A 19,923-nucleotide genomic window follows, 5' to 3' on the forward strand; every position below is an offset into this window, starting at 1 on the left:
CGTCGACGTCATCCGGCTCAGGGTTTTGCGATCTGTGCCGTGCCCTCGATCATTGGAGCGGCGTTCTCGTTGCGTGTTAGAAACACTGTAAACCCGTAGCCCTGTCCCTTTTCATTGAACTTGATATCGCCGGCGGGCCCGGGCGTTGTGCTGGTTGCGATTGCGTCGCGGATCGACTGAGGGTCGATCTTGCCCGAGGTCTTGATCGCGTTGGTGATGATAGTGAGTTCCTCAAAACCGGCCGCCGCATTGTTGTTCGGCAATTCGCCATAGGCTGCCTTGTACATCTCAACGAACTTCTTGCTCATGGGGCTGTCATAGGTCGAGACATAGGGCATCAGGCCGTTGATGCCGTCGCCCTTCTTGCCGACAACGTCATAATAGGACTTGGCGGTGAAGGAGCCTTCGGCGAACAGCCGGGACTTTATGTTCATCTGCCGCAGTTGCTCGGTCACGGTTACCGCGTTCTGCGTATTGGCGGCCATCATAATCGCATCGGGTTCGGCGCGTTTGATGTTGGTGATGTAGGAGAACAGGTCCGTTTCGTTAGCATCGAAGATCTGCGTGGAGACCGGCTGCGCGCCACTGCGCTCCAGCGATGTCTTGTAGTATTGTGCAATCGAGCGTCCCCAATCGTCGTTGACGACCAGGAACGCGATTTTCTTGCCGCCGGCGAGTTCCATCATCTTTGGCGCGAAGGCATCAGCGAGCATCTGTGAAGTAGCCTGGATGCGGAAAAGGTATGGATTGCCGCGCTCGGTCAGGTTTGGCGCGGTAGACACGCCCGAAACCATCGGCACTTTGTAGCGGAGGGCAACGTCCATCGTCGCTCCGGTGGAGGAACTGCAGAAGGCACCAGCGAGGGCCACGACCTTGCTCGAGGATACCAGCTTTTCGGCGGCCGCAACGGACTGTGCCGGAATGCAAGCGCCATCCTCGACCAGCAGTTCGATCTTGTCGCCTTTAAATTCGCCGGCATCGTTGAACAGCTTGACCGCGAGCTTGGCGCCCTTGAGCACGGTGGCGCCGTCTTCGGCGACGGGACCCGTCAGCGGATAGACCGCGCCGACCTTGATGGTGTCCGCAAGGCAGGCACCGCCCGCGAGTAGCAGCGTCGTCGTGACGGCGAGGGCTTGCGCCCGCAGAACGAATTTCGACATGAGAGTGCCTCCAGCAGCTAAGGGATCAAGGTGGTCGTCACACAAACCGTTCAAGACAAAAGATGTGTCGACGATGGAACGCGAGGAAGAAGCAGGACCTGCATGCCAGGTCTGGCAAGACGTGTGCCAGCGATCGTGCCACAGGTTGAGATGTATCGGGAAGCATGATCGGTGTCATCTGGCGGCGCGGGTGTGGCCGCCGGCCCTGTAGAATTCTTCGAGAGTCGCCTGGGAGCGCTCCAAAACCGGTTTTAGCGCGCGGGCCCGCTCCGCACCCCGTCTAGTCTGCGCGATCACTTCCCGCTCGATAGCGGGAAGATCCACGCCCGTAACCTTGCCATCGCGCACGATCTCGCGCCCGGCGACATAAAGCGATTTGACGTGGCGGGAGCTGGCTCGCGTGAGAACGACTTCGAGCGGGTCGATCATGTTCTCGATCAGATCGTAGCTGAGCGCCTCGTAATCGAGCACGAGAATGTCGGCGGGCGCCCCGGGCGTGAGCCTGCCGTAATCGTTGCGGCCATTCACTGCGAGGAAGCCGTTCTGATGCCACCCGCGAAACAACAGCTCCTGGGTTAGAGGCGCGTCGGTGTCAAGGGGTGAGAAGACCCAGTGGCCGATACGCAGCTCGCGCAAGGCATCGTCGTCATCGTCGAAACCAAAGGAATCCACGCCGAAACTGAAAGGCATGCCGGCTTTGATATAGCTGTCAACCGGCGCAACACCGGAGCGTAAACGGTAATTCGAGCTCAGGTTGACGGCGATCTGGGCGCGCCGCTCGGCCATCAGCGCGACTTCATCCGGCCTGAGCCAAACGCCGTGGGCACCGGTGAAGCGTTCGCTGATCACATCCATGTCGCACAGGCGTCGGATGAACTTTCCGGGATAGCTCGCATCGGCCCATTTGCGCTGAATGGATGTCTCGAGCAGATGCGTGGTCACGCGACGGTTCTCGCGCGCAGACGCGTCGCCGATCGCCTCGAGTAGCCCATCGCTGCAGGCCTGGGGGCTGTTGGGCCCGAGCTGGACTGTTACGGTTGGCCCCTCGATGGCGCGGGCCACCTCGCGCACGAGCTCCATGTAGCGTTCGGGCGAGGGAAAGGGATATAGCCAGGTCTCCTTTACGAACGCCTGGTCGCGCGGATCATGCAGCGCGAGCAGCTCCTGGTCCGGGCCATAGCCGAGAGTTTGAACGTCCCGCAGCGGCACGACGAAACCGAGGCGAATCCCCACGTCGCGTGCGGCGCGGGCGATCGCCCGCGCATCATCGATCAGCCGGTCGACCCGGATGGAAGAATAGACGTGCATCACAGATCCGACGCCAGACTGGGCCAGACGTCCGAAAGCAAGGGCAGCGTTGAGATAAGGATCGATCGGCGGCTGGGCATACAGCGCAGCGCGCCACAATTCGAACTTTTGGTCCTTCGCGCCGAAGCCGATGTGATGAAACCCTCGCGCATGGTCGTGGGCATCCGCCAGCGCGGGCATCGCGAGGAGCCCGCCGCGGCTGCTGACAGCGGGTTTCACCTCAGCGATCCGGTCCCCGGAAAGACTTATTGCTCCGCCGGCTAGCGGGGCGTCCCGGCCGGGCGCCGCATAGAGATACTGGAACGACAGGTCCAGCGCGGTCATGGGCGAAGCTCGATGTATGCAGAGAACAAGATCTGGCATGCACGTTAGCTGAATTCATTCGGCTTGACCAGCACCCCCGCTAGGCAATAGCTGCGGGATTTCTGGGCAGAGAAGCGTAATACCGAGCGTCAGAAGAGATGCGAAGCGTAAGGACCACTATAGAGGCGGATCAGGCGCGTTTCCGAGGTCATCCTCTCTAAGCCCTTCAGATCGCCGAGCAGCCTCAAAGGCAAGTCGGCGCTGCCGAACGAACGCGTTCAACAGCCCGTTCCCGGAGTGAAATTGCAGGCCTGATCTCCTCTGGCACAATGCTGCGCTTTGGGCAGCGATTAGCCTCAACCTTGCGCGGACGGCCTCGCGTTCGGTGCCGTCATGAGGCCGCGAGAAAGACCGTGCCTAAGGCGGTAGATTGCCTGCGCCCCGTTCGAAGAAGGGTAGCTATATCAGCCGGGTTGACAAGACCACCCTCGATCCGAACCCACCGAACCTTCAGCGCTTTACGGCTCAGGTGCTGCGCCTTACATCGTTTTTGCCTCGACTTATAAACTTTGGTCGCAAATGGGACTCAGTTCTCCAACCGATAAGGTTCTATGCAAAAGCTTATCAGTCCAAGGGCCCGTCTGGCTAAACCCGTTCGGGCCGCGCCGCATAGTCTTCACGTCGTGGCGTGCGGTAGCCGTTCTAATTCCAACCAGGGCGCTCATGTGGGGCGCCCGCCGGTGGCGGAGGCCTAGCGCGTAGGCGCTACAATACCAGTATTCGTATTACCCAAATCCTGCACAGCCTTGTTCATCGTAGGATCGTTGACGTAGCCGCTGGCGGGGGTTGAAGAGCCATTGTTCTCATTCCTAGCCGGATCGCCCAGCCGATTTCCCGTGGTTTGATGGTTGAGAGCGTTGCTCGTGTTAGGTCCGGGCGAACCACCCGTACCGTTCGCTGTGCCACTGCTCGACATCGAGCCGGCCGCTGCGCTGCCTGAGCCTGTTCCTCCTCCCGAAGCTCCACCTGAACCACCTCCGCCAGCTTGCGCCAAAGCCGAGGCGCTGGTCAAAACTAGCGCCGCTACCAAGAGAAATCTGGAAGATCTCATTCTGAACTCCTATGCTGCAAGGAACAAACGCCCCAGCTCGATCCCGTTCCAAATGGAAGTCGCACCAGGACAACAAGGCGCTGAATCAGATTACTTGGGGGAGCATGATCGGATTCTGCAACCAGCGCGGGGCGCCATGCACTTCCGCCGAGCAGCTAGGTAGGGACGAAATGCTCTTGGTACAGCTGCGCTGATGATCTGCAACTGGGAGACGACGTGAATGCCTCTAATGCGTCACCTCATCGTCGAAGGTTCAAGCTCCAGTGTCGATAATGGCGGGGCTAGGACGATATCGTACCACACCCTCTACCTACCAAACGCTGTCCATGAGACTAGTCAGCAATGCTTTGCGACGGATGGTGCTCTTCTTGCAGATATGCTCGGCCGACAACCGTCAGTGATCGCCGCATTCAAAGATGTCCCGAACATCCTGTTCGTTCAGGCCGGACAAAACGATCTTCGTTCGACTGACGCTTCAGCGTGGCTTGCTGCATTTGCAGGGTACTTGGCCACTTTCCAGGATGCAATTAAATCCTCACGCAAAATCGTGCAGCTCGGAATCAGCACTCACAATCCTCGTAACGAAGGTCTCTTCAATGTTAATCGGGCCACCGCCGATGGGGGTCTGCGACGTTTTCCGAGTGAAGGAAAGTGCGACTTTGTTGTCGATTGGGCTGCCGATCCGACCTGGGGCCCTGACTCCGCTGCCGCAAACCAAGCTTTATACCCTGACGGCACGCATCCTTCGCAGGGCGGACAAAGCAACATGGAGGCAAATTACTTTCGACCTGCGCTCAACTCCCTCTTTCCCCTCGCTTGATTCATCGTAGAATTCGTTCTCATTCGCTAGACCTGCAGGCTGTAATCGACTTCAACATTTCCCGAGGGCGCTGGGCGAACGAGCTCAAGTGTGCTGATGGAACTCTATAGCCCCTTGATCTTTGCGTTAGGCGCCGAAGTGAATAGGCAGACGATGCTCCGCTGGCTTAGCTCAGATCATCAAAAGATCCGAAGCGATCGAAAGCAGCTTGAAGTGAGGGCTCGCCGCCTGCTGCAGAGTTACCTGACGGCCAATGAGTGGCAAAAGCGCCAATACTATCAGGCCATCGCCGGCGCGGCTTCTGCATGTCAGCCTGGTATTGATGATCCGAGCTTAAGTAACGAGATGCTTGCTGAATTAACCGCTCAGGCGGCAACAAAAGTCGTCCAAGCACGTGATCGGAAAGCCAAGGATGCGCACGACCATTCAGCTGTACTGATCACGGATGCATACGCAACCGTTGCAATCGCCTATCGACGAGCGGCTTCAGCCTACACTGCTGACAAGGAAATGGAGCAGCTGGGCACCGCCGCAGTACACCTGGTCACGATAGCGAATTCATTCATGAATGCTGAATCGGTGCGGTCACCGACAGAAATGTGACGGGGGCTTCGGCAAACCAGCCTCGCACTTTTGATCAGGCGTATACCTTGCGCAAACCCTTTCTCCTAAGCTGGCCGTAAGACGTTGCTTGTACCGTCCTCACCAACAAGAAAAGGCGGGCGGCATGTCGATTGCATTTCGAATCTCTGTTCTCTTGTTCTGTGCTTACGCCGGTTGGGAAACCCCAAGCATTCAATTCGGCGATTTGCGAGAGCCTCAGCAGCAAGGGCGTTCTCCAGCCGGATAAGTAAGGAATGAACAAAACAACCCTTCACCTGGAACGTCCGCAACCAAACCAAGTTCGGCGTGCTGACCTCGCGCCGGCCACCGGCTTTGCGATGCTCGTCGATGGTCGCTTCAAGACTGAATTTCTTGATCAGGACGCCGCGACTAAAGCGGCCCTTGAATTGTTGGCCAAGTATCCGATGCTGAAGATCGAGATCTACGACGCAGCATCGAAGTCACGGACGCCCGCGAGATAGCCACTTTGCATCGCAACGTGCGTAGTAACCATGTCTTCCGTTTTAATCTACCTTTAGCTTTTTGCTAACAAACGAGGCCGCAAGGTCGTCCCCAAACGGAGGCGGCCTGTGCCTTTGATGAAATACTTCGGATTCGTCGGCAGCGCTCTCGTCCTGTTGATGATCGGAATCGGCTGGTGCCTGCCGCAGCAGGCGCTGGGCCCAGGGAACAGTGACGTAGAGCGACCGTCCATAAGGATCAGCTCAGTTGAGCGGGCACCTGAACGGGTAATAATCGATACCAGTTTGCCGACGCTTGTGGCTCCGTCGAACATCAGTCCTTCTACATCGACGACGTTGGTGCAATCTGCTCGGCCTCTGCAGTGCGCATTCTCCGAACTTGACGTCGCCGGGAAGCCGGTCACTCCGAAATCAGGCGGCGAGGTCTTGAAGCCGAAGCATGCGGCAAAAGGCGAATCTGGGAAAAAAGCCTCTAACCGCCGAACAGCGAAACCGTTGAATATTATTCCCGCACCCGCAACGGGAGCGCAAGCTGCGGCGCCTGATACAAGACTGTCGTTACTGGAAACGCTCAAGGAGCGGCTAGGGCAGACGTTTTTCAAGCTGAACTGATGACGGTGCCGACTATAGGACCTCGGCGAGCGCCATTCACCGCGGACGCGCCCCAGGCGTCGCCCCGCAGAGGCGAGGAGCTCGGACGTACGCCTTTCCCCGGGCTAAAATTCGAGCCACGCTCATGCGGCGACGCCACAGCGGTCTCGTCCATTGCAACCACAACCTTGGTGTTGAAGAGTGTTGCGTGATCTGTTCGGTGCCACCTAGGTGTATTGGCTTATTGATTTCGGAGTGCTGCCCTGATCGATTTGGCACTTGAAATCGGCAGTACGGTGAACCTCTTCGTCGTCTGCCCAGTAGGCCGCTATTCGGCTTGAGCGATAACCCAAGCACTGGGGCGTTCCAATGGTAGCTATTTTGTCTCAAAGAATGCAATTCTGGACCTCCTTTTCATCGACGCAGCCTTGGAGGAGAAGGGCCGAAGAGCCGAGGACCGCGAGGAGAGGGTAGAACAGGCCGCCGCGTTCGGATTGATTCTCCGTGGACTGACGCTGCCGGGACGCGCGGGAAAGCTCGCAACACTAAGGTGGCGCGACGTACAAGCCTTTAGGCTCGATGGAATTCCACTGCCCGCTGTTTCAGTGAAACTCTGGCCGTGAAGCCTGCCTGCAGCCACGCCATCGCCTGCGTGTGCCCAGCTTTGCGCGAACTCTCATTTCCCCACCAGGCACTGAACTTGTAAGCTGACGGCGGTAACGGCCTCCCAAGAATTCCCTCGATTTCCGAGAACGTGAGCCGAATAGTTTGCGCCCTTGTGCGCACCAGCTCCCTCAATAGCGGATCGTAAACGGACATGACGCTCGGCTCGTCACGTTGGTCTATCATCGCCGCTCGCGGGGATGTTGAACCCCCGGGCGGCAAGTTCCAGCTCGAGCTCAGTGATCCGCTCGAAGATGCGAGCAGCAATCGCCTCGGAATCTTCAACGCTTAATGATTGCATGCCCCTTAAAGATAGCTCGTCCCTGAGAACCTTCGCCACAAGCAATTGAATTGCCATTGGATCAAATCCTAAAAAGACGATCCAACCGCAACCGAAGGGCGAGTGCAAGTGTTTAGGTGGTGCTGCCGTGCTTCGGCTAGTTGTCTCCGCTCGGAATGCTGAAGCTGCGCAGCTGCTCGCACAAGCCTTTCTGCCGCAGCCCTTAACAGCAAGCCGTGTGCTCCATCGGGTGTCCTACCCTGCGTGATCTGTAGCCGCTTGGCCGTCTCGCTTTGCTTGAGCACGAGTCTTTAGCCTATCCAGCTTCGATTGCTCCTCGCTCAGACGTCTTTCGACATACTGCCGTTCGAAGTCCGTCAGAGTGGTATGCAATAAGAGGTGATAGCGTTGAATATTGTTGCGATGTGCCCGGACCAAATCGTCGTCAATCATCGTCGCCGCCTTTTCCGCTACCGAGACAACAAACAATTCATCATCAAGCCGGATGGGCAGACGACCGGGCAACAGCAGGCCGGAGCATCTCCGCCGCTCTCTCCATGATAGCGAGCTTTTCTTTCCCAATCTGTGAACTATTTCACACGGCCTTTGCGATCACACCTAGCTGGCAGCGGACACACTGCAGTGGTTTAATGGGCGTGGGTCGGCTTCATCCAACCCGATGACGGCGGTAGAGCCTAGCGCAGTGCAGCGCGCCGGTTCATCGGGCTTGGCTGAAGGCCAGAAGGTCTTTTATGAAGTCCAAGTCGTTCGAAAACGCCGGAAACAAGCTGCGAAGTCTATGCGTCTGATAAGCGCCAATGGCGTGGCGGTTCGATCACTGCATTTTCCGCCCGAGGTCTCTCAGCAGCGTGTGGAGAAAGTCGCTGGCATGGTCGTATTGTGCATTGCCGTTCGTGATTTGACGGACGTGTGGATCCATTACGCGGCCAACGGTTTCGGAGCCGAGCAGCTCAGCTCTGTCCGACCACTGCTGCAGCAAAGCATCGGGTATATCGTCCGCAGATCCGAACATCCGCAAAAGGGAATGTTCGGCCTCGGGCTTGTGGTCGTGATGAGCCTTCGCCGCATAGAAAGCGAATAGTCCCCGGAAGGCATCACGGGAAACGGCAGGTTTTCCCATCGCAATGTCCTGAAAAAATTACGTTCTCAATGGACGCAAGTTTGACGCCCCCGTTCGGGAAAAGCTAGAAGAAACTAAAACCCTGTGCTCAACCGTTTCCGAAGAATTTGCCGTTGGACGCTGAGTGCAATGCCAACCCGTCAATGATCTTGACCGATTTTGACGACGGCCTGGTTGGACATTCGAGGGGCTCTCTGGCTCTTGTTGTTCCCCAGCCGCCCCATTGGCTGAAGCGTAAGCCGGCGGAGGGGCCATTTTGTACAAAGCCAGCGCACAAGTTGCGCCGAACGGGCGGCTTGCACTAAGCTTTATTCGATTAAATCAGAATGTTTTTGTGGAGTAGCGTCATGTCGAGTGCGATTGAGTTGATTGTGGATGGCTACGCAAGAGTGAAAGACCGCCAGTCGCTTGAAGAGCTGAGGATCCATCGCCGGCGACTTGCCGGAGACCTGAAGGCCTGGGTGGGCTTTGACTGCAGGTTGTCGATTGCGCAAATCGAGCAGGACATCGCGGCAATAGAGGCGGGACTGGAGACGTTGTCGGGGCCGGTCGGCGGCTAGATAAGGAGTCAACCCGATGACGGCGTGCGCGCAAGGAGGGTAAGTGCTGCGATCGTTCGTAATGGCTGCCCTCGTACTGGTCTGGGGATCCTCGTCCGCGCTCAGCCTGACGTCGGAGGAGATCATCGCCAAGCTTCGCGCCGCCGGCTATTCGCACATCCAGGAACTACCAGCCGGAAAGATAAAGACCTACAAGGCCGTCAAGGAAGGCACCGCGCGCTCGCTAATCGTCGACAGCACCGGCCACATCGCAGAAGTGGCAAGGTAGCTAGACGGGCAGACGTAGCCAGACGTCTTTACTGGACAGCGTGCCTGTTGGCGTCGCAATCTCCATATCGACGACGCGAAACGAGCCATGACTTTCGTAAACGTAGCGAAGGTGCCAGACGGGGCCGGGTTCCGGCGAGATGGCGAAGTCGTCCAAGGCAGACGCAACGTATCGAACGGCATCGCGTCGCTCAACCGAGGCGGAGAACATCGCCTCTATCAGCGCGGCCAGGCTCATGCCGCCGACCAGCATGGCTCGTGCCGTTTCGTCGCCGTAAGTAAGCCGCAGCGCAGTCACGACTGCCGCAATAGCGTCGGGGTTCTTCAGAGCCACGGTAGATCCGCTTCGCCCAGCAAAACCATAATGCGGATTCCGCCCCTTTCGTGCAACCGGCATCGATTCGGGGCCACTGTCCCAATGGCTAATGCCCAGGGCGAGCCGCTCCTGCGAAGCTCAATCAGCGGAGAAGACCGGAAAGCTGCGGCTGGAGACGCTTGAGCCGTTCTCACAGTCCTCCGACTCTGAGGCGCCAACGACAGGGCGTACCTTGAGGGGCGCTCGCCGGTTCACGCTGGCCTGCCGTTCGGCGAAGGCCGCAGCGGGAGGTTAAATCGCTGCGGCCCAACGCGTCGTCAAATGAAGCCGGGTCAAAAATACCAAGTGAAATATGCAGCCAGCCCCGGTAGCAAAAATTCTGCCTCAACTTTGTCTCTTTTGCAAACACAATTTCGGCGGAACCGAAATCAACCTGGCGGGCATTCTGTTCCGAGGACGGAACAATTCTGCTCTCTATTGCTGCCAAGCGAAAGGGGAGCTGCACCGAGACCCATCATGGTGGGTCGGTGAGACCCGGCTACTGCCATCTCGGCGGGACCGACTGCGGACGCAAGAGTTGCCTCGAGTCCTCAGCCCATCGCTGAAATTAAGCTTTTCGGCGACTTGTTTTTGACTGTGCGCGTTTGAGCGCGTTCACTCCATAATGTTGATGGAGACGGACGTGATCAGTTGGTTGTTAGTGATCATAATCGCGGCAAGCGTTGCGGTTCTAATAGCTCACGCGATTGACGCCATCCGCTCCTAAAGACGAGCGCAGCGGCGGAAGGTGGCGCCTCATCTGATGACAATTTAAGGACGCGGCATCAGTCGGCTTGCTTGTAACGATCCGAATTGGAGACGGTTCTAGACTGATAAAGATTGTCGGCAAACCTTATCAGTCAGCGGCAGTTGATATTCAGATCCGGGTGGCGCATGCTCGGCGAGAAGCGCCCCGGCTGTGTTTCGGATCAACTTCGCCTGAGTTAAGCAGAACGGCCGCAGAAGCTAGATGGCGACTATGTAGCCGTCGAATGACTAGTTCTTGTACTTCCAGATCGAGCGGGCGCAGCGTTGCTTGGCCTCGAACGAGACAGCCGAAGCAGGGCAACAGCGGTCCTACAGTGATGAGCAGGGCCAATGAAGCCGCAGGATCGCTCAGTGTCATGCAAACGGAGGCGGTTCGCCGCCAGTACGCTTCAACTAAACGGGACCCATATCATCGACTGATCAGCTTTCGAAACGAAAGCCTCTTCAACATGAAGAGAGCGCGGGTGCTACGGCTCCTTGCAAGGGAGCCGCCAGCTTCCGCGATCAGATCACACGATTGTTTTTAGATACAGACTGGGATCGAAATATTTGGTTGCCGGCGTGGAGTCCTTGATGCCTGCGTTGGCCATGAAGAAATCTGTCGACTGCTGCAGCCAGTTGGTGACCGTCCCGTCTGAGTACATCCGCTTCCACTCCCTGGACGTGAACATCTTCTGGGCCTTGAACGATTCGTTGATGTCGGCCAGCGGGGTTTGGCTATAGTGACCCTTCTGCAGCTTCTCCATCGCTTCGGTGCTGTTCGCGACAATGTAGTCATTCGCATCCGCCCAGCCACGGATCAGCTTCGCCAGCGTTTCCTTGTTTGGCTCGTAATAATCGTTGGCCGCCGCCCAGCCGCCGATGATAGCGGCCTTTGGATAGTAGGCTGACGCATCGGCGAGCTTGACCGCCCCTGGCACCTTGTCCCGAACCGTGACGTTGAAGGGTACCCAAAGAGCGACGGCCGGTACCGCGCCGGAGATAAAGGCGGTCACGGCCGCTGGCATGGTCTGGTTGACGAGTTCGACCTCCTTCGGATCGACCTTGTTGGCGCGAAGCGCGGTATCCAGGAACACATGCGCGGTGGTACCGGTCGCGGTCGCGATCCGCTTGCCCTTCAGATCCTCAAACGACTTGATGCCCTGGTCGCCGCGAACCCAAAGCTGTGCGGTCGCGACCTCAATGTCGTTGATCAGGAACACCTTGCCCTGCCCCCGGGCAGGGAAGTTCGAGAGCACGGCGCCGGTGGCCAGTACGTCGAGGCTGCCGCCGATCAGCGCCTGGAAGATCTCGAGGCCGGTGTTGAACTGTCGCAGCTCGAGATCGAGGCCCTGCGTTTCAAAGGAACCGCGATCCATGCCGGTCCAGATCTGGCCGTCGACCGCGACGGTGTGAAGATAGCCGACGCGGACTTTCGTTTTCGCTTGCGCGATCGCCGGTGCTGAGGCCGTGAAGGTGCCGAGCGCGAGGCCCGCCGTCGTGGTCAGAAATTGTCTGCGGTCCATGGTATCCTCCGTTTTGTTTGTTATTCCGAGAATGATGCCGGACGCATTTGCGCCTGCTGGGCGCGATACTCATCCATGACGAGCTGCCTGATGTAGCTTCGCAACTCGCCGAATTCGGCCCGCTCCTGGATTGATTCATCGCGAGGATAGGCGAACGGCACGTCGATGATTTGCCTGATCCGTGCCGGCCGCGCGGTCACCACCACGATGCGGGAGGCGAGATAGATCGCCTCTTCCACGGAGTGGGTGATTAGCATGACAGTCTTGCCTTCGGTCTCGAGCACTTTTAGCAGCAGGTTCTGCATGTTGGATCGGGTCTGGGCATCGAGCGCGCCGAACGGCTCATCCATCAGCAGGAACTGGGGCTTGACGGCATAGGCACGCGCGATCGCGAGCCGCTGACGCATGCCGCCGGATAAATGCTTGGGGTAGGAGCTGGCGAAGTCGGACAATCCCATCAGGCCGAGATAGTGATCGCAGATGGCATCGCGCTCACCGGCCGGGACGCGGTTGGCGCTGAGCTTCAGGCCGAAAGCTATGTTCTGCTTCACGGTCAGCCACGGGAAGACGCCATATTCCTGAAAGATGACGCCGCGCTCGGGCCCGGGGCCCGCGACGGGACGCCCGTCGAACAGCACATTGCCGGTCGTCGGCCTCTGGAAGCCCGCGAGCATGCTCATCATCGTGGTCTTGCCACAGCCGGAGGGGCCGATCACCGCGATAAAATCGCCATCGTTGATGTCGTAGGTGACGTCTTCGACGACGTTGAGGTGGCCCCTCGGAGTTTCGAATGACAACGAAACGTTTTCGAATCGCGCACGCTTCGTCATGCGACGACCCGATCCTGCCACACCAGCAACCGCGCCGTGATCCTGCGCAGGATCATGTCCATGATCAGGGCGATCAGGCCGATGCAGATGATGCCGACATAAATGACATCGAGCAGGAAATAGGTCGAGGCGTTCTGGATCATCGCGCCAAGTCCGCGCTGGGCCGCTATCAGCTCGGATGCAACGAGAGTCGCCCAGGCCACGCCCAATGCGACCCGCAGCGCGGTGAGGATATGCGGGACGGTGAGGGGAATGATGACCTTGCGGAAGATTTCTGCCTGACTGGCGCCGAGCGTCTGCGCTACGCGGATGTAGAGGGGCGTGATCTGCGAGACGCCTTCATACATCACGATCACGCCGGAGAAGAATGAGGCGTAGAACAGGATGACCAGTTTTGCGACCTCGTCCACGCCGAAATAGACAATCACCAGCGGGATCAGGGCGATTGGTGGCAGCGCGCGAAAAAAGTTGATCATCGGGTCCGCGAAGGTGCGGGCCGGGCGATACCAGCCGAGCAGGAAGCCAACGGGGACCGCTGCAAGAATCCCGAGCGCGACGCCGAAGAAGACGCGTCTGGTCGAGGCGAAGATGTCGACGAGGAGGCCTTCCTTCGTGAGGAGCTCGAAGAACTTGGCGGCGACCTGGTGCGGCGCGGGGATTAGCGAGACATTGACGAAGCCGCTCCAGCGCACCGTGTACCAGAGCAGGATTGCACCGATCCACGGAATCAATCCCAGACCAAAGCGTCTTACGCCAGCTCCGTTCATTCGACGCGTCCACCCGGATAGCGGTTGATGTTTTTCCAAGTCATATTATAAATAGGATGACCATACAAGAGCGCCTTTGGTCATAGGCATAGCAGGCCTTTTGAGCATGACATCGTCGTCTTTCACCATTCGCAGCGTCCAGGCTTTTGGCTATCGCTATCCTTTGACGACCGATGTCATCACCTCGTTCGGGCGGATGGCGGATCGGCCTGCCGTTTTCGTTCGCGTCGAGGATACGGACGGTTACGTGGGTTGGGGCGAGGTCTGGTGCAATTTTCCAGCGCCGGGAGCGGAGCATCGTGTTCGGCTGGTCAACGAGGTGCTCGCGCCGGCCCTTGTCGGATTCAAGGCGCAACGTCCATCAGCTGCTTTCGAGCGCCTGACGCAGGGAACCTCGGTGCTCGCACTGCAATCCGGCGAAGCGGGTCCGTTCGCGCAGGCGATCGCCGGCATCGATCTTGCGATCTGGGATCTCCACGCGCGCCGCCAGAACGTTGCGCTTTGGAAGTTGCTCGGCGGATCCGGGAGCAAGATCAAGGTGTACGCCAGCGGCATCAACCCAGCCGGCTCAGAGCGAGCCGCAGAGGCAGCCCTCGCGCGCGGCTACCGCGCCTTGAAGCTGAAGATAGGTTTTGATCCCGTGGCCGACCGTGCCAATCTGGCGGTCCTGCGGCGGCTTGTTGGCGAAGGCCTGCTCGCCGCTGACGTTAACCAGGGCTGGACCATCGCGCAGGCGCTTGAGCTTGCTCCGCAGCTGGAAGCGTTCGGCCTTGGCTGGCTCGAGGAGCCGATCCGCGCCGACCGCCCGCAGCAGGAGTGGAAGGAGCTCCGCCAGAAAATCGGGTTTCCGCTAGCGGCCGGCGAGAACATCGCCAGCCACGCCGGATTTGCCGAGGTGCTGGGTGAGCGGATTCTCGGCGTGGTGCAGCCGGACATCGCGAAATGGGGTGGACTCTCGGCTTGCGCGGGCATCGCCCGCGATATCCTGCAGTCAGGCAAGATGTTCTGTCCGCATTATCTTGGTGCCGGCATCGGACTTCTCGCATCGGCCCATCTTCTGGCCGGCATCGGCGGAGACGGGCTGCTGGAGGTCGATTGCAATGAGAACCCGCTGCGCGATCGCTTCTGTGGCCCCGTGTTAGATGTCCGGGACGGTGCGATCGAGCTCGGCGACGGGCCAGGTCTTGGGCTCACGCCGGATCTTGCGTCGATCGAACAGTACCGGACCGCGTGATGTCACCCCAGGGCTACGATTACGTTATCGTCGGCGCGGGCTCCGCCGGCTGCGTGGTCGCAAACCGTTTGTCAGCCGATCCCGCCTGCCGCGTGCTGCTGCTGGAAGCAGGTGGATCGGACCGGAATTTTTGGCTCCGGCTTCCGGTCGGGTACTATCGGACCATCTACAACGAACGTTTCTCGCGCCTGTTCAGGACCGAGCCGTCGGAAGGCAGCGGCGGCCGTTCCATCGTCTGGCCGCGCGGCCGTGTGCTCGGCGGATCCTCGTCGATTAACGGGCTGATCTTCATCCGCGGCCAGCACGAGGATTTCGACGACTGGGAACGCCTTGGCGCCGATGGCTGGAGCTATCGTGACGTCCTGCCGTATTTCCGGCGCTACGAACGCTACCGCGGCGGCGAGAGCCAGTTTCACGGCGGCCTCGGCGAGTTCGAGGTCTCCGATCTCCGCAATGACAATCCGGCATCCAGGGCGTGGGTCGAGGCAGGCGCGCAGTTTGGCCTGCCACGCAATCCGGACTTCAACGGCGCAACCACGCTCGGCGTCGGCACCTACCAGCTCGGCATTGGGCGTCACTGGCGGACCAGCTCCGCCTCTGCGTTTCTGCAACCGGTTGCCGGCCGTCGAAACCTCTCCATCATTACCCATGCGCATGTCAGCAAGGTGGTTTTCAACGGACGCGTCGCGACCGGCGTCGAATGGATCAGCAAGGGACAGGTGCACCGCGCGACAGCCGATCGCGAGGTCATTTTGTCGGGGGGGGCGCTGCAGTCGCCGCAAATCCTCCAGCTTTCCGGCGTCGGTCCTGCTGATCTACTGCGCAAGCTCGGCATCCCCGTCGTTGCCGATGCTCCGGAAGTCGGCGCAAATCTTCAGGACCACTATCAAGCCCGGCTGATCGTCCGCCTGAAGGAGCGGATCTCGCTGAACGATCAGGTCCGAAATCCGGTCGAGCTTGCGAAGATGGGCCTGCAATGGATGCTGGCAGGCCGTGGCCCGTTGACGGTCGGCGCAGGGCAGGTGGGGGGCGCAGCCTGCACCGAATACGCCGTCGGCGGCAGGCCGGACGTGCAGTTTAACGTGATGCCACTGTCGGTCGACAAGCCCGGTGAGCCCCTTCACACCTATTCCGGATTTACCGCTTCGGTCTGGCAATGCCACGGAAAGTCGCGCGGCCGGCTTGCGATCAGTTCGACCGATCCGTTCGAGCAGCCGCGGATCGCGCCCAACTATTTCGCCGAGGAGATCGATCGCAAGACCATCGTTGCGGGCCTGAACATCCTGCGCGAGATCTACCAACAGAAGGCGTTTCGTCCGCTGTGGGACATCGAGGTGGTGCCGGGAGATGCAGCAACGGACGATGCCGGGCTGTGGGATTTTGCGCGCAACACGGGTGGCACCGTGTTTCACTGTGTCGGGACCTGCCGCATGGGCCGTGATGAGCGAGCGGTGCTCGATCCGCAGCTGCGCGTGCGCGGCGTCGAGCGGCTCCGCGTGATCGATGCCTCGGTGATGCCGCAGATCACTTCGGCGAACACCAACGCGACCAGCCTGATGATCGGCGAGCGCGGTGCAGCTCTTGTCATGGCCTGATCGGTTCATTGATCTTCCGGAGGCGAGATGGAATTGAATTCCGACAGTCACGTCCCCAAATACGCGCAGATTGCCGACATCTTCCGCCAGCGGATTGCGCGCGGCACCTGGACCCGTGGCTTTCGCCTGCCAGCCAATGAGGAGCTTGCGGCCGAGTTCGGGGTGTCGCGCGTCACGATCCGTCAGGCGGTCGAGCTGCTTGCCCGCGATGGCGTCATCGGGGCCCAGCAGGGACGCGGCACGTTTGTCACGGGCTCTTTGCGGCAAGATCGGTGGCTCAAGGTCGAGACTACGCTGTCGGACCTTGCGGACATGTACCGCGACACCTCGCCGGAGATCATCAACATCTCGGAAAGCCGCAGTGATGCGCCGCTGCTTCCCGAAGACGGCAAGCCGGCCGAGAAATACGTCTTTATGCGCCGCCTGCACTCACGCCAGAAGCAGCCTTACTGTGTGATTTCCATCTATCTCGACGAGAAGATCTTTCGCAGATCGCCAAAGCGCTTTCGCAACGAGACCGTGATCCCGATCCTCAACGATCTCAGGGATCCCGCGATCGCCAGCGCCCGTCAGACGCTTACAATCGGCACCGCCGATCTCGAGGCAGCGCGGCTGCTTCGCGTACCCCTCAACTCGCCCGTCGCCGAAGTCCGTCGTGTCTTCACGACCCGGGACCATACCGTGATCTATCTGGGCGAGGTCACCTATCGCGGCGATTTCGTACGTATCGACATGGACCTGCGGCCGTAGAGCATGTTCCGCAAGCGCGGAGCACCTTCCGGCAACATCAGCCTCAAATTCAATTTTGACCGTCTAGCGGGAAAACAATTCCTGGTTCCGACGCTCAAGTTCTTCGCCATAGGTCCGCAGCACGTGAGATTCGCTCAGCGTGCCGATTGCTGTGCGACTGTCGGCGGGGTCAACGACTGCCAGGACGTCTGCCTCGCTGCGCTCGAAGGCTTTCAGGATCTCACGAACCGACGTAGTCGGAAGCAGGCATTCATCCTGTTGCTGCGCCAGCGATCCGAGCGGCTCGTCGTCCCGGTTGGCGACCGAATGCAGCGTCGCGGCCGGAACGATGCCGGCATAAGTGTCGTTGGGATCGAGCAGTACGACCTGCCGGACCAGCGCCGGCGAAAACAGCCTTTGCGCCTCGCCGATCGGCATCGTCGTCGGGGCGTTCTCGAAGTCCGTGCGCATCAGGGACGCCGCGCTCATTTGTCTGGCCCAGCCGATGTCCTGCGGGCCACGGATGACTTCGCCTCTCAAATGGAAGCGCCACGTCGCAAAGCTGTAGCCGAAAAGCTCGCGGACAATGAGCGCGCAGACCGATGATGCAACTACCGCGCCAACGGTGACGGAGAAGTCGCCGGTGATTTCGAGCGCGAGACAGACCATGCTGAACGGCGCGCCCAGCACGCCGGTGCCCAGCGCAGCCAGCGCGGCAATGGCAGCGGTGCCCGGTTGCAGGGCGAGCGCAGGAAGGAGGCCGGTCAGCACGATGCTGTAGAGCTGCCCGATCAGCGCGCCGAGCAGTAGTGAAGCGAAGAACAGACCGCCACGGAAGCCCGAGCCGAGCGAGATGGCTGAGGCAAGAATCTTGAACACAATGGTCGTGGTGAGCAGGAGCCAGGTCGGATTGCTGACGAGAAGGATCTGCATCGCGCCATGGCCGGCGCCCAGGACGGTCGGCGTCAGCAGGGCAAGACCGCCGAGCAGCAGGCCTCCGAGGATCGGCCGTACGAATCCCTTGAATACCGTGATGCGCTGAAAGCACCGTTCCGAGAATGCGACTGCGAGCATGACGATAATACTGACGAAGGCGCAGATGACGCCGATCAGCACGGCCTGCCCGATCATTTCGACGGAGACAGGCGAGGGGAAGCCGGGCACCATCAGGAACGACTGGTGGGTCAATTGCCGCGCAACCAGCCACGCAGTAACAGCGCTTGCAATGACGGGAACGAGTGCGGCGGAGGTGTACGCGCCCAGCACGACCTCGAAGGCGTAGAAGGCGCCGGCCAGAGGTGCAGAAAACGCTGCGCTGATTGCACCCGCGGCGCCGCAGGCGACCAGGAGCCGCATGTCGTTACGTCGTGCGGCGAGGCGCTGGCCGACATGAGAACCGAACATCGCGCAGATCTGCGTGTAGCCGGCCTCCAGTCCGACCGACCCGCCGAAGCCGTTGGAGAGCAGGGTCTGAACCGAGATTAGCAAGCTGCCGCGAAATGATACCCGGCCGCCATAGAGAGCGTTGGCCTCGATCGCGTCGGCGAGCTGCTGGCCCTTTACGCGCCGGGCGAAATACAGCCCGATCAGCGCGAGCACCAGGCCGCCGAGCATCGGAATCAGCAGCGTTCGCTGCCAGGAGATCACCCCGGTGGCGCTGAGATGTGCGTCGAAGGGAATATCGAACAGCAGCGCATGTGAAACCTGGCTGAGGCCCGAGATGGTGGCGACGAGAACGCCGCTGAGCAGTCCGATGACAATGGCGACCAGCACAAGGCCGGTCTCGCGATTGCGCACGAAGTTGCGCAGAAAGAGCGGCAGCAAACGGATGCCGGCAGCTTGAGCCGGCTTCCCGGCATGTGGGGCTGGCGCCATCCTATGCCGGATCCAGCGGGGGTTCAGCGCGCGCGACACGGAAGCCGATGTTACTCGATGACGAATCGGGTGAATTGGAGCTTCGCGCCGCGACGCGGTAGCGGTTGCAGTAGGATTCGTGGCAAAGGAAGGATCCGCCGCGCATCGAGCGGTTCGGGGCTAGTTCGCGATTCAAGGGATCGTGAGATGTTGTGAGGCGGTGATAACTCGGCGAAAAGTAGTCCTCACACCATTCCCAGACATTGCCGGCGACGTTGTGCAGGCCGTATCCGTTCGGCGCAAAAGCGTGGACGGGCGACGTGCCAAGATAGCCGTCGTCCAGAGTGTTGCGGCTCGGAAAATCGCCCTGCCAGATGTTGCAACGATGCTCGCCGCCTGGCTGAAGCTCATCGCCCCACGGATAGGTGGCCTGGTCCAACCCGCCGCGTGCGGCCATCTCCCATTCCGCTTCGGTGGGAAGCCGCGTGCCCGCCCACGCGCAATAGGCCTGAGCGTCATTCCAGGAGACATGGACGACCGGATGATCGAGCCGGTCCAGAATGCTGCTCGACGGGCCCTCCGGTTGCGCCCAGTAAGCATGCAACACCCGAATCCACCAGGGCGTTTCGCGAACGCGCGCCGTTTGCGCGGTGCGCGTCTCTTCCGGCAGCAGCCCCGCGAAGACGAAACTCCAGCCGTAGCGCTCGGCTTCGGTCGTGTAGCCTGTGGCTCGGACGAAGTCGCCGAACTGCAGATTGCTTACGGCGTGACAGGCAATAGCGAACGGCGACAGCGTGACGGGCCGCACCGGGCCTTCGCCATCTTCAACGAAGCCCCTGTCGGCAGATCCCATGTGGAAGGTTCCGACGATCAGTGAGCTCCAGCGGCGCGGGATCGGGTTTGGACTGGGAAGGATCGCTGTCTGCGCATCGTTGCCCGTCGCCGGCCCCTTGTCGGCGGCGCTCTCGGTGCAACAGTGCGAGCGATCCTTCGTCAT

General features: G+C 59.9%; 21 protein-coding genes. 10 read left to right on the forward strand and 11 right to left on the reverse strand.

Going from position 1 to position 19,923, the window contains the following annotated elements:
• Positions 1-17 precede the first annotated feature (17 nt).
• Both ACVIN2_RS31750 and ACVIN2_RS31755 read right to left on the reverse strand, forming a co-directional pair.
• Positions 18-1,160: an ABC transporter substrate-binding protein gene (locus tag ACVIN2_RS31750; protein WP_129276105.1), complete on the reverse strand. Its 1,143-nt coding sequence runs from the start codon at positions 1,158-1,160 to the stop codon at positions 18-20.
• A gap of 174 nt (positions 1,161-1,334) precedes the next feature.
• Positions 1,335-2,792, reverse strand: coding sequence for an amidohydrolase family protein (locus tag ACVIN2_RS31755; RefSeq protein WP_247430592.1), 1,458 nt, complete (start codon positions 2,790-2,792; stop codon positions 1,335-1,337).
• A gap of 1,319 nt (positions 2,793-4,111) precedes the next feature.
• Here ACVIN2_RS31755 and ACVIN2_RS31760 point away from each other — a divergent pair.
• The 4 genes from ACVIN2_RS31760 (at position 4,112) to ACVIN2_RS31775 (ending at position 6,399) form a co-directional block, all read left to right on the forward strand.
• On the forward strand, positions 4,112-4,702 hold the full coding sequence (locus ACVIN2_RS31760; protein ID WP_354208853.1) for an SGNH/GDSL hydrolase family protein: 591 nt from the start codon (positions 4,112-4,114) through the stop codon (positions 4,700-4,702).
• A gap of 90 nt (positions 4,703-4,792) precedes the next feature.
• Complete coding sequence (locus tag ACVIN2_RS31765; RefSeq protein ID WP_354208852.1) at positions 4,793-5,305, forward strand: hypothetical protein; 513 nt, start codon at positions 4,793-4,795, stop codon at positions 5,303-5,305.
• Positions 5,306-5,559: 254 nt separating this feature from the next.
• Positions 5,560-5,787, forward strand: a complete 228-nt coding sequence (locus tag ACVIN2_RS31770; RefSeq protein ID WP_129276101.1) for a hypothetical protein — start codon at positions 5,560-5,562, stop codon at positions 5,785-5,787.
• A 108-nt stretch (positions 5,788-5,895) separates the two neighbouring features.
• Entirely contained in the window at positions 5,896-6,399 is a 504-nt protein-coding gene (locus tag ACVIN2_RS31775; RefSeq protein ID WP_456768590.1) for a hypothetical protein, read from the forward strand.
• A gap of 549 nt (positions 6,400-6,948) precedes the next feature.
• On the opposite strand, the gene ACVIN2_RS31780 is transcribed toward ACVIN2_RS31775, so the two are convergent.
• Positions 6,949-7,227, reverse strand: coding sequence for a DUF7662 domain-containing protein (locus ACVIN2_RS31780; protein ID WP_456768591.1), 279 nt, complete (start codon positions 7,225-7,227; stop codon positions 6,949-6,951).
• Positions 7,211-7,399 (reverse strand): hypothetical protein, encoded by a 189-nt coding sequence (locus ACVIN2_RS31785; RefSeq protein ID WP_247289126.1) that lies wholly within the window; start codon positions 7,397-7,399, stop codon positions 7,211-7,213. The genes ACVIN2_RS31780 and ACVIN2_RS31785 overlap by 17 nt, the downstream gene beginning before the upstream one ends.
• Positions 7,400-7,729: 330 nt before the next feature.
• Here ACVIN2_RS31785 and ACVIN2_RS31790 point away from each other — a divergent pair, with 330 nt between their 5' ends.
• The gene (locus ACVIN2_RS31790) at positions 7,730-7,882 is read left to right on the forward strand and encodes a hypothetical protein (RefSeq protein WP_456768592.1); all 153 of its coding nucleotides are present in this window, start codon (positions 7,730-7,732) and stop codon (positions 7,880-7,882) included.
• Positions 7,883-8,156: 274 nt separating this feature from the next.
• Here the strand turns inward: ACVIN2_RS31790 and ACVIN2_RS31795 are convergent, their stop codons facing one another.
• Positions 8,157-8,462, reverse strand: coding sequence for a hypothetical protein (locus tag ACVIN2_RS31795; protein WP_456768593.1), 306 nt, complete (start codon positions 8,460-8,462; stop codon positions 8,157-8,159).
• Between the two features lie 347 nt (positions 8,463-8,809).
• Between ACVIN2_RS31795 and ACVIN2_RS31800 the strand changes: the two genes are divergently transcribed.
• Both ACVIN2_RS31800 and ACVIN2_RS31805 read left to right on the forward strand, forming a co-directional pair.
• Positions 8,810-9,022: a hypothetical protein gene (locus ACVIN2_RS31800; RefSeq protein WP_129276097.1), complete on the forward strand. Its 213-nt coding sequence runs from the start codon at positions 8,810-8,812 to the stop codon at positions 9,020-9,022.
• Between the two features lie 43 nt (positions 9,023-9,065).
• Positions 9,066-9,290 (forward strand): hypothetical protein, encoded by a 225-nt coding sequence (locus ACVIN2_RS31805; protein WP_456768594.1) that lies wholly within the window; start codon positions 9,066-9,068, stop codon positions 9,288-9,290.
• Here the strand turns inward: ACVIN2_RS31805 and ACVIN2_RS31810 are convergent, their stop codons facing one another.
• The 4 genes from ACVIN2_RS31810 to ACVIN2_RS31825 all read right to left on the reverse strand — a co-directional run bounded on the left by ACVIN2_RS31810 (position 9,291) and on the right by ACVIN2_RS31825 (position 13,514).
• Positions 9,291-9,623: a hypothetical protein gene (locus ACVIN2_RS31810; protein WP_007604755.1), complete on the reverse strand. Its 333-nt coding sequence runs from the start codon at positions 9,621-9,623 to the stop codon at positions 9,291-9,293.
• Positions 9,624-10,921: 1,298 nt separating this feature from the next.
• Positions 10,922-11,917: an ABC transporter substrate-binding protein gene (locus tag ACVIN2_RS31815; RefSeq protein ID WP_456768595.1), complete on the reverse strand. Its 996-nt coding sequence runs from the start codon at positions 11,915-11,917 to the stop codon at positions 10,922-10,924.
• A gap of 20 nt (positions 11,918-11,937) precedes the next feature.
• Positions 11,938-12,747 (reverse strand): ABC transporter ATP-binding protein, encoded by an 810-nt coding sequence (locus ACVIN2_RS31820; RefSeq protein ID WP_027519185.1) that lies wholly within the window; start codon positions 12,745-12,747, stop codon positions 11,938-11,940.
• On the reverse strand, positions 12,744-13,514 hold the full coding sequence (locus ACVIN2_RS31825; protein WP_247295241.1) for an ABC transporter permease: 771 nt from the start codon (positions 13,512-13,514) through the stop codon (positions 12,744-12,746). Before ACVIN2_RS31825 ends, ACVIN2_RS31820 begins: the two co-directional genes overlap by 4 nt.
• Before the next feature lie 106 nt (positions 13,515-13,620).
• Between ACVIN2_RS31825 and ACVIN2_RS31830 the strand changes: the two genes are divergently transcribed.
• From ACVIN2_RS31830 to ACVIN2_RS31840, 3 genes are read left to right on the forward strand one after another with little or no spacing between them, the layout of a single operon-like run.
• Complete coding sequence (locus tag ACVIN2_RS31830; protein ID WP_456768596.1) at positions 13,621-14,748, forward strand: mandelate racemase/muconate lactonizing enzyme family protein; 1,128 nt, start codon at positions 13,621-13,623, stop codon at positions 14,746-14,748.
• Complete coding sequence (locus ACVIN2_RS31835) at positions 14,748-16,343, forward strand: GMC family oxidoreductase (protein ID WP_456768597.1); 1,596 nt, start codon at positions 14,748-14,750, stop codon at positions 16,341-16,343. The genes ACVIN2_RS31830 and ACVIN2_RS31835 overlap by 1 nt, the downstream gene beginning before the upstream one ends.
• 27 nt (positions 16,344-16,370) lie before the next feature.
• The gene (locus tag ACVIN2_RS31840) at positions 16,371-17,093 is read left to right on the forward strand and encodes a GntR family transcriptional regulator (RefSeq protein ID WP_456768598.1); all 723 of its coding nucleotides are present in this window, start codon (positions 16,371-16,373) and stop codon (positions 17,091-17,093) included.
• Positions 17,094-17,156: 63 nt separating this feature from the next.
• Here ACVIN2_RS31840 and ACVIN2_RS31845 read toward each other — a convergent pair whose 3' ends face one another.
• On the reverse strand, positions 17,157-18,947 hold the full coding sequence (locus tag ACVIN2_RS31845) for a chloride channel protein (protein WP_456768599.1): 1,791 nt from the start codon (positions 18,945-18,947) through the stop codon (positions 17,157-17,159).
• 1 nt (position 18,948) lies between these two features.
• Positions 18,949-19,923 carry a formylglycine-generating enzyme family protein gene (locus ACVIN2_RS31850; protein ID WP_456768600.1) on the reverse strand — a complete coding sequence of 325 codons (975 nt, stop codon included), beginning with the start codon at positions 19,921-19,923 and terminating at the stop codon, positions 18,949-18,951.

Source organism: Bradyrhizobium sp. USDA 3650 (assembly GCF_054057395.1).